The sequence below is a fragment of the Streptomyces adustus genome, assembly GCF_009377175.1.
In the GTDB taxonomy this organism is placed as follows: Bacteria; Actinomycetota; Actinomycetes; order Streptomycetales; family Streptomycetaceae; genus Streptomyces; species Streptomyces adustus.
Genome location: NZ_VJZD01000361.1, coordinates 1 through 7006 on the forward strand (window position 1 = coordinate 1; position 7006 = coordinate 7006).

Consider the following 7006-nt stretch of genomic DNA (forward strand, 5'->3'; position numbering starts at 1 on the left):
GTGCGGGCCGGGCGGGCGAGCGGCGGGTGTGCCCAGCTCAGCCACTGCTCCAGGTCGCTCTCCTCCCCCGGGGCTGTCGTCTGCGCCGGGGCTTTGGTGCGCAGCCGGGCGATCGCCTCGGCCGCGTCCGCCATCCGGCCGTGCCACAGCAGGTGCCGTATCAGCAGCGCCGATTCGGCGAACCGCAGCCGGCCGGCCCGGTCGGCGGTGAGGAGCTGTGGCAGGTTGCGGGCCGCGGTGGCCGGGTCGGACTGGAACTCGGTGTGGGCCAGGCGGGCGAGGATCTCGGCGCGTTCGCTCAGATCGCCGCTGGAGCGCTGGGCGAGTTCCAGGCAGACCCCGGCCGCGTCGGGCCGGTCGGCGAGCAGTTCCTGGTCGGCGGCCTCCAGCAGCACCCGTACCGCCCAGGGTTCGTCGGCGCGCCCGGCGGCCAGCAGGTGCCGGGCGACCCGGCCGGCCGGCGCGCCGCCGTCGTAGCGCAGTGCGGCGGCCCGCCGGTGCAGGGCGGACAGTTCGCGTGGCGGGAGGTCGTCCAGGATCGCCTGGCGGACCTCGGGGTGGCGCAGCGAGGTGTCGGGCAGCAGGAGTCCGATGGTGGTCATCGCGCGCAGGGACGGTTCGAGGGGGACGCCGGCCAGGGCGCTGACCGTGTCGTCGTCGGCGTCGGGGCCGAGTACCGCCAGGGCGCGGGCCAGGGCGAGGGCGGCCTCGTCCCCGCGGTGCAGGCAGCTGAGAGCGGCCAGGCAGTAGGCGGGGCCGATGCTCTCGTCGTCGCCGTTCTCCCAGTCGTCGGCGAGGGCCGTCAGCAGCAGCGGGATGCCGCCGGTGGCCTGGTGGAAGTGCGGGGTGAGGCGGCGTGCGGTCTCAGGTCCCAGGCGCGGGGCGAGGAATGCGGTGACGGCCGCCTCGCTGAGGGGGGCGGCCTTGAGCCGGGTGAGCCCTGGCCGGCGCAGCAGTTCCGCGCGCAGCTGGGGGCTGAGGGGGGCCACGTCGGTGTTGTCGGTGAACACGATGGCGGTGCGGGCCGAGCGCAGCCGGTGGGAGAGCTGCAGCAGCATCCGCAGGGAGGGCTCGTCGGCGTGCTGGACGTCATCGACGGCGATGAGCAGCGGGCTTGTCGCGGAGCGTTCCAGCAGCGCCGTCCACAGCTCGTCGACGGAGCGTGCCGTGGTGTGGTGGCCGGGCGGGGCGTCGTAGCGCAGCAGCTGGTCGACCACCCCGTGGGCGCGGGTGCGCTCGGGCCGGGAGCACAGGGCGTGCAGCAGCCGGAAGCCGGCCGCCTCGGCGCGGTCGGCGAAGGCGTGCAGCAGTTGCGTCCTGCCGGTCGCGGACGGGCCCTCGATGAGCGCCAGCTGGCCCCTCCCGGCGAGCGCGGCCTCCTGGACGCGGCGCAGCCGATCCAGATGTTCCTCGCGTTCGACAAGCATGGCTGATCCCCCAGACGTGGTGGCCGTTCGCGGCCCGTGACCACTATCGGCAGGGCGGGGCCATCGGCGGGGAACCGGTCGGCCAACGGGCCGGGAACCGGTCGGCCAACCCATGGGGAACTGGCCGGCCACCGGCCGGGGCCGGTGTCCGCGCACGCCATCGCCCGCCGGCGCACGGGCGCCGGCGGGCGAGTGGGTCGGGGACGGGATACGAGCGGGTCCCTTGAGGTCAGTTGACCGTCTGGGGTGCGGGCGTCTGGTCGGGCACCTCCGCCGCGGCGGGGGCGTCGGCCTGCTGGGCCGGTGCCTTCTGGGACTTGACGCGGAAGGCCAGGAACGCGCCGGCGATGGCCGCCACGCCACCGACCAGGGCCGACAGCTGGAGGCCATTGACCACGTCGGAGACCGGGTTGACCGCGCCCTCGCCGAGGTCGAGGCCGGAGTTGGCGACCGCGATCAGGGCCGCCATGCCCATCGCGCCGCCGATCTGGGCGGAGGTCTGGGCCAGGGCGGAGGCGACGCCCTGCTCGTCGGGGGCGGCGTCCGAGCCGGCGGCCATGAACATCGCCGGATAGATCATGCCGGCGAACAGGCCCCACAGCAGGACCGCCGGGAGCAGCGGCCAGAAGCTGTGGCTGGTGGACATGGAGGCCGCGAGCACGATCATCGCCGTGCCGACACCGATCATGCCGGCGAAGAGCGCGGTGCGCAGACCCCAGCGCTTGACCACCAGCGGCAGGAGCTTGTTGGAGCCGAGCATGGCGACCGCGCTCATCGGCAGGAAGGCGAGGCCGGCCTGGAGCGGGCTGTAGCCCATGACATCCTGGAGCTGGATGAAGAACAGGTAGTGCAGGGTGTTGATGGCGCCCTGGAAGACGAAGATGATCAGGATCGCCGTCAGCAGGCCGCGGTAGCCGAACAGGCGGGACGGGGCGAGCGGGTCGGCCGTACGGGACTCAAGCGCGAAGAAGCCGACGCCCAGCGCCAGGCCGGCGGCCAGCACGATGATGGTGCGGGCCGAGCCCCAGCCGGCCTCGGGGCCGCTGATCAGGCCGAAGACCAGCAGGGTCGAGGCACCGGTGGCGAGCAGCGCGCCCGGCAGGTCGAAGCCGCGGGAGTCGCCCTGCACCGCGTCGGCGTCGAAGTTCGACAGCAGGCCGGCGATGGCGAGCAGGCACAGCGGGACGTTCACGAAGAACACCCACTCCCAGCCCAGGTAGTTGGTGAGCAGACCGCCGACCATGGAGCCGATGATGGCGCCGGAGGCACCGGCGGTGCCCCACCAGGCGTAGGCCTTGTTGCGCTCGGCGTCCTCCGTGAAGCTGGTGTTGATCAGCGACAGGGTGGCCGGGAAGAGCAGCGCGCCGCCCAGGCCCTGGACCACACGCGCGGCGATCAGCAGACCCGGGGAGCCGGCCAGGCCGCCGGCCATCGAGGCGACGCCGTACAGGCCGAGGGCGAGCACCAGGATCCGGCGGGCGCCGAGGCGGTCCACCGCGCGGCCGCCGATGAGCAGCGCGCCGCCGAGACCGACCGAGTACGCGCTGACCACCCACTGCAGGGACTGTGCCGAGAAGCCGACTTCACGGCCGATCTCCGGCAGCGCGACGTACACGATGTTGTAGTCGACGGAGAAGATGAGCATGCAGAACGCCAGCAGCGCCATCTTCGTACCCGACCGCCCGGCGGACCGGGCAGGCGACGAGGCAGACATATGCCGTTTTTCCTTTCTGGGGGGATTGCTTGGTTGATATGGGTGTTCAGTCAGGTATCAGTTGGTGCGCTGACGTTACGTCTTGTTACTGACACCATCATCTGTAACGATGGCCTGACAGGGAAGGAGGCACTTTTATGTCCCAACGGAACACCGGTGTAACGGACCAGGTCGCGGAGGCCGGGGTCGACGAAGACGCCTGTCCGGTGCGGGAGGTGCTGGACCGGATCAGCGGCAAGTGGAGCATCCAGATCGTCCTGGCGGCGGCCGAGAAACCGGTCCGCTTCACCGAACTGGAGCGCACCATCCCCGGCATCAGCCGGCGCATGCTCACCCTGACCCTGCGCAGCCTGGAGCGGGACGGGCTGCTGGTGCGCACCGTCTACCCCACCGTCCCGGCGAAGGTCGTCTACAGCGTCACCGACAGCGCGCGTGAACTGCACGACGCCTTCGTCACGCTGATGGACTGGGCGGAGCGCAACCGCAGCTTCGTCACCGCGGCCCGGGCGGCCTACGACAGCGCCGCCCTCGCCGCCGCCCAGGAGGAGGAGCCGGCGGGCGCCGCGCGCTGAGCCGCGGGTCTCCCGCGAGCCGTTCACGGCCGTCGACTCCCCTTTCTCCTGGACGCCGTTGCCGCCCTACGCCGTCACGCGCAGGAGGGTCGGGTCCTCGGGGTCGGCGGCCGCGGTGAAGCCGGCCGCGGTGATCGGTGCGACGTAGTCGTCGCGGTCGCCCCCGTCGAGGCGGGCGACCAGGATCGGCGCGCCGCCCTCGACCGCGAAGCCGGGCGCCTTGTCGGAGAACTCCACAAGGCCCGCTTCGCGCAGTGCGGCCCTGATCCGCTCGGCGTCGCGGTCCTCGGCCGTCCACAGGGGACGCCCGTGGCCGCCGTGACCGAACTGCGGCTGTGTGCCCTCGGGTTCGTGCCGGGCGGCGCGCACGATCTCGGCGGTCAGCGAGGGCTCCCACAGGGCCATCGGCGACGCGAGCAGGTGCTGCACCGAGAGGATGACCTTGCGGACCTCGCCGGAGACCTGCGCGGCCAGCTGTGCCTGGGTGGAGTAGCGGCCGAACAGCTCGGCGGCGTACGGGCGCCGGCCGGCCGTCTCGGCATAGTCGAAGTCCCCGCCGATGGCGGCCTGCCACGGCACGAACAGCACTCCCGCGGCCTCCTGGTAGAAGGCGCGGGCCAGGTCGGCCGTGACGCCCTCGTGCTCGGCGAGCAGCCGGCCCAGGGCGAGCGCCTCCTGCGCGGCGCAGGTCATGCCCTGCCCGTAGAGGGGGTTGAAGCTGCAGATGGCGTCGCCGAGGGCCAGATAGCCGGCCGGCACCTGCGTCAGCTCCTCGAAGTGCCGCCGCCGGTTGGCGGGGTACTGGAAGGCGACCGGCTCGGTGAGCGGCTCGGCCTGGCGGACCAGCTTGGCGATGATCGGGTCCGGCAGGCTCTCCGCGTGCGCCAGGAAGCCGTCCTCGGTGGCGGCCGGGTAGTCGCGGTGCCAGCCGCCGACCGAGACCAGCCACTGGTCGTCCTCGATCAGCAGTGCGGCGCCGATGCGCTTCTCGGCGGGCGGGGTGGGCTGCACGAACGCGGCCTTCACGTCGAGGTCGCCGGGCGTGTGCCGGTAGATGCGGCTGACGTAGCCGACGTTGACCTTGACCTCCTCCACCTCCGGGGTGGGAAAGCCCAGGGCGGCCAGCCAGCGGTCGGAGCGGCTGCCGCGGCCGGTGGTGTCTACGACCAGGTCGGCGGAGAGCCGCTCGCCGTCCAGGAGCACCTCGGTGACGCGGCCGTCCGCGCCGCCGAGCCCGGACACCGAAGTGTTGGGGCGGACCGTGACGTTGGGCAGCGCCTGGACGCGGCGGCGGATCGTGTACTCCAGCAGCGGGCGGCTCATGGAGACGAACGGCTGCCCGCTGTGCACCGGGTTCCAGGCCGCGCCGAGCCGGTAGAGGTGGAGGTCCGCGCCGGAGTCGAAGACCTGGGCGCCGGCCGCGACGAGCTCCTCGCCCAGGCCCGGGAAGAGCTCCTCCAGGGCGCGCTGGCCCGCCACGAGCAGGACGTGCGAGTGCTGGCCCTGCGGCACGCCGCGGCGCGGCCGGCCGCCGTCCGGCAGCTCGTCGCGGTCGACGACCACGACGGTGTCGAACGCCTGGGACAGCGACTTGGCAGCGGTCAGACCCGCGATGCCGGCGCCGATGACCACGGCGGTGCGGCGGCCCGTCGGGTTACTCATGATCAGTTCTCCTTGGTCGGGGGGCGTGGCGTCACTGCGTGGTGCTGCCGATGGAGCGGGGGTGACGGAAGAAGTTCTGGGGGTCGTAACGGCGCTTGACGCCCAGCAGCCGCTGGTAGTTGTCGCCGTAGTACTGGGTCGCCCAGTCGGGCAGCTCGGAGCCGGGGAAGTTGACGTACGCGCCGTCGCCCAGCGGGTCGAGCAGCGCGGCGCCGCTCTCCACGAACGCGGTCGCGGCCTGCTCGTCGCCGGGCTGCGTCGGCTGGTCGAGCTGGGTGGTGAAGCCGACGATGAAGTTGGCGGAGCGGTGCGGGAAGGCGGTGGCGGTAGGGGCCACGTTGTTGGCGGCGCCGCCGACGGACATGCAGTGCAGGAAGCGGCGCTGGCCCGGGCGGCGGTCGGCGTCCCAGGCCGTGACGATCCGGTTCAGGTCGGTCGGTGAGAACGGCTTGTCGAAGAACCGGTAGGCCTCGCGCAGCCAGCCGACGCGGTGCAGCAGCGCGTCCGGGGCGGTGCCCTCGCGGTGGCACTGGTCCTGGGTGAGGTCGCCGCAGCCGTAGGCCGTCTTCATCGCCTCGTGGTACGGCAGGTCGGTGGCGGACCGGCTGGTCGGCTGGGCGCCGACCAGGGAGGTCAGCCGGTCCAGGGCGGCGTCCGCGTCGGCCGCCAAGCCGTGGTAGCCGCCGGTGACGATGATCTGCGGGACCTCGCCGGGGGCTGCGTCCGGGAGCATGAAGATGAGGGCGGAGCCCAGGGCGAGGGGGCTGCTGAGCTGCCAGGTCTGCCAGGCGGCGAAGACCTCCTCGGCGCGGTCCCAGGACCAGGTGGTGTCGAAGACGACCATGCGCGGCGCGTCGATGGGGGTGACCTCGTACTCGGTCACGACGCCGAAGTTGCCGCCGCCCGCGCCGCGCAGGGCCCAGTACAGGTCGGGGTTCTGCGAGGCCGAGGCGCGCACCAGGCGGCCGTCGGCGAGCACGAGCTGGACGGACCTGACGTGGTCCAGGCCCATGCCGAACTTGCGGGTCTGGTAGCCGATGCCGCCGCCGGAGAGGAAGCCGCCGGGGCAGACGGTGGGGCAGGTGCCGCAGATGATCTGCTTGCCGTGCGGGGCGAGAGCGGTCAGCGCGTCGACGGACTGCAGTCCCGGGCCGATGCGGACCGTGGACGTGCCGACGACGGCGTGGCGGATGCGGGACACGTCGACGACGAGGCCCTCGCCGGTGGACCAGCCGCGGTAGTTGTGACCGCCGCTGCGTGTGCGGACGGATATCTCCTGCTCGCGGGCGAATCTTATGCAGGCCTGGACGTCCGCCGGACTCGCGCAGTACGCGACGGCCGTCGGGTGCACGGCGTCGAACTCGGCGAACTGGTTCTGCTTGGCGAGCTCGTAGCCGGCGTCGGCGGGCAGCACGAGGTCGCCCTGGAGCCGTGCTCCGAGCCCCCTCCAGTCGGCGTCGGCCACGGCCGCACCGGGCACACCCGCGGCGACGGCACCGGCCCCCGCGGCCGACGCGGCCAGCGCCAGCCCGGCTCCTGCTCCAGCTCCGGCCCGGAGAACGTTTCGACGTGTGTACACAGCACTCCTCGAAGAGAGTCATGGATAGGAGGGGGCGCCGCCGGGCCGGGGG

5 protein-coding genes are annotated in these 7006 nt (G+C 72.9%); 1 reads left to right on the forward strand and 4 read right to left on the reverse strand.

Annotation, left to right across the window (positions count from 1 at the left end; genetic code table 11):
• Together FNH09_RS43145 and FNH09_RS43150 are read right to left on the reverse strand one after the other, a co-directional pair.
• Positions 1–1427 (reverse strand): AAA family ATPase (locus FNH09_RS43145; protein ID WP_162469965.1); only part of this gene is annotated, 1427 nt, incomplete at its 3' end.
• Positions 1428–1656: 229 nt separating this feature from the next.
• Positions 1657–3141 (reverse strand): MFS transporter, encoded by a 1485-nt coding sequence (locus FNH09_RS43150; RefSeq protein ID WP_152895333.1) that lies wholly within the window; start codon positions 3139–3141, stop codon positions 1657–1659.
• 137 nt (positions 3142–3278) lie between these two features.
• Between FNH09_RS43150 and FNH09_RS43155 the strand changes: the two genes are divergently transcribed.
• The gene (locus FNH09_RS43155) at positions 3279–3713 is read left to right on the forward strand and encodes a winged helix-turn-helix transcriptional regulator (protein WP_152895334.1); all 435 of its coding nucleotides are present in this window, start codon (positions 3279–3281) and stop codon (positions 3711–3713) included.
• A 66-nt stretch (positions 3714–3779) separates the two neighbouring features.
• Here FNH09_RS43155 and FNH09_RS43160 read toward each other — a convergent pair whose 3' ends face one another.
• The gene (locus FNH09_RS43160) at positions 3780–5375 is read right to left on the reverse strand and encodes an FAD-dependent oxidoreductase (RefSeq protein ID WP_152895335.1); all 1596 of its coding nucleotides are present in this window, start codon (positions 5373–5375) and stop codon (positions 3780–3782) included.
• A 31-nt stretch (positions 5376–5406) separates the two neighbouring features.
• On the reverse strand, positions 5407–6954 hold the full coding sequence (locus FNH09_RS43165) for an FAD-binding oxidoreductase (RefSeq protein ID WP_338017856.1): 1548 nt from the start codon (positions 6952–6954) through the stop codon (positions 5407–5409).
• Positions 6955–7006: the final 52 nt, after the last annotated feature.